At 52.3% G+C, this 2595-nt stretch carries 2 protein-coding genes; both read left to right on the top strand.

Features of this window, described 5'->3' with window-relative positions; all coding sequences use genetic code 11:
* A partial coding sequence (gene dnaE, locus ACESLU_RS14060) for a DNA polymerase III subunit alpha (RefSeq protein WP_372639263.1) occupies nt 1–2288 on the top strand: 2288 nt, incomplete at its 5' end.
* Nucleotides 2289–2401: 113 nt separating this feature from the next.
* A partial coding sequence (locus tag ACESLU_RS14055) for a thioredoxin family protein (RefSeq protein ID WP_372639262.1) occupies nt 2402–2595 on the top strand: 194 nt, incomplete at its 3' end.

The raw sequence follows: 2595 nt of genomic DNA, 5'->3' as shown, positions 1-2595 counted from the left end.
ATATCGATATCGACTTCGACGACAGTGGCCGACAGGAAGTAATCGATTACGTGGTGGAAGAGTACGGCCGCAATAATGTCGCCCAGATTGTGACCTATGGCACCATGAAGGCCAAGACATCGATCCGTGATGTGGGACGCGTACTGGGCGTTCCGCTGGAGGAGGTGAACCGCATTACCAAAATGTTTCCCGAGGGTCCCGGTTTCACGGAGTTCGAAGATGTGCTCGACAGCCGCAAAAACCCGGAGTCGGCTAAAGATATACAGCAGCTCTTCGAGCATCCCGACCCGCAAATACAGAAGATGATGCGTTTTGCGCGGACCCTGGAGGGCTCGGCGCGGCAGACGGGCATACATGCGGCGGGCGTAATCATCGCCCCCGGCGAGATCAGCGAGTACGTTCCGGTGGCGCTGTCGAAGGACAAGGAGCTGATCACCCAGTACGATGGTCCCCACGCCGAGGAATGCGGACTGCTGAAAATGGATTTCCTGGGGTTGAAAACGCTTTCCATCCTGAAAACGGCCATCAAGTATGTGGAAGAGAACCACGGCGTATATTACGAGCTGGATGAGATTCCCAGGGACGATGAAAAGACCTTTGAGCTGTATCAGAAAGGAAATACGATCGGCACCTTCCAGTTTGAATCCGACGGCATGCGGAAATATCTCAAACAGCTGAAGCCGACGTCGCTGGACGACCTCATCGCCATGAATGCCCTGTACCGGCCGGGGCCGATGCAGTTTATTCCCGAATATATTGACCGCAAGCATGGCCGCAGTAAAGTGGAATACCCGCATCCCGACCTGGAGGAGCTTCTGAAGCCGACCTACGGCATTATGATTTACCAGGAGCAGATCATGAAAGCCGCCCAGATTATTGCCAACTATTCCCTGGGCGAAGCGGATTTGCTGCGTCGCGCCATGGGAAAGAAGAAGCAAAAAGTGATGGCCAGGCAGCGGAAAGTCTTCACCGATCGGGCCATCGAGAATGGTGTATCGGCGGAAAAAGCCGAAGAGCTCTTCGATATTATGGCAGAGTTTGCGAACTACGGCTTCAACAAGTCGCATTCGGCGGCCTATTCGGTGGTGGCCTATCAAACGGCCTTTTTTAAGGCCAATTATACCCCGGAGTATATGGCGGCCGTGCTGACCCATAACATGGGCGATATTGACAAGGTATCCAAGTTTATCGAGGAGTGCTATCACAACGGCATCACGGTGGATCCGCCGAATATTAATACGGGCGCCGGCAAGTTTGTGGCCGTGGACGGACGTATCCAGTACGGGATGGAGGCGATCAAGGGGGTGGGCTCCAATGCCGTCGAGGAAGTCGTGAAAGAGCGGAGAGCAAACGGTACCTTCGAATCCATTTATGATTTTGCCCGGCGCATTGATTCGAGAATTTGCAATAAACGGACCCTCGAAAGCCTGATTCAGGCGGGTGCCTTTGATGATTTTAATAAAAACCGCCGTCAGCTGCTTCATAATATGGAGGTGATCATCAGCTATGGTTCGCGGGTGCAGGAGATGGAGAACTCCAACCAGTCGGACCTGTTCGGGGACGGCAGCGGCAATGCTTCGGCTATTGACGAGCCGGTGCTCGAAGAGATTCAGCCGTGGTCCAATATTGAACGGCTTAACAAAGAGCGTGAGCTGATCGGCTTCTACCTGAGCGGACACCCGCTGCGCAAGTATGCAGAAGATGTGGAAATGTTTTGCTCGCATACACTCAAAGCCGGGGAGCTGGAGCAGCTAAACGATCGTACCGATGTGCGCTGTGCAGGCATCATCACGCAGGTCAAGCGGGTTACCGATAAAAAAGGACGTCCCTTTGCCTTTTTACAGATGGAGGATCTGCACGGTACCGTAGAGGTGATTGCATTCAATGAGGTCTATGACCGTAACCTGGGGATGATCCAGGTCGACACCCTGGTGGTGGTCGACGGCAGTATTGACACCCGTCGCGGCAAGCCGCAGATTATCGCCAACAGTTTCGAGCGAATCGAAAGCATGCGCGAGAAATACCAGGATCAGATTGAGCTGAAGCTGGATATTGACACCTCGCAGGTAGATCAGGAGGAGCTGCACGAGATGGCTAACCTGTTTGAGCAGAACCAGGGACAAACGAATGTGCGTTTTAATGTGTTGAGCAAGGAGGCCAAACGCCCCTTTGCCATGCACGTTCGGAAGTTTGTAGTCGATCCCAACGATGAATTGCTGGGCGGACTCAAGTCCCTGTTGGGCAAGGAGTCGGTGGCCCTGAAGCGAAGCGTCGGCAACGGGAGATAAATTTTTGCAATAGGCCGTATAGCAAGAAATGATATGATTGTCAATATATATTGTACGATCTTTATTTGAAATAATTAAAGAATGTAACTTTAACGAACAGATAAGATGTTATTATGAGTAAAGCACTTGAATTTACAGACGAATCGTTTGAAGAGGATGTCCTGAATGTGGATTCCGACACGCCCGTGTTGGTTGATTTTTGGGCCGAATGGTGTGGCCCGTGTCGAATGGTCGGCCCCGTCGTGGAGGAACTGGCCGGCGAATTTGAAGGCAAAGCCAAAGTCGGGAAAGTGGATGTGGATTCCAA

Origin of the sequence: Fodinibius sp., from assembly GCF_041642155.1 — a bacterium.
Classification (GTDB): Bacteria; Bacteroidota; Rhodothermia; order Balneolales; family Balneolaceae; genus Fodinibius.
This window is presented reverse-complemented; position numbering and strand designations above follow the sequence as displayed.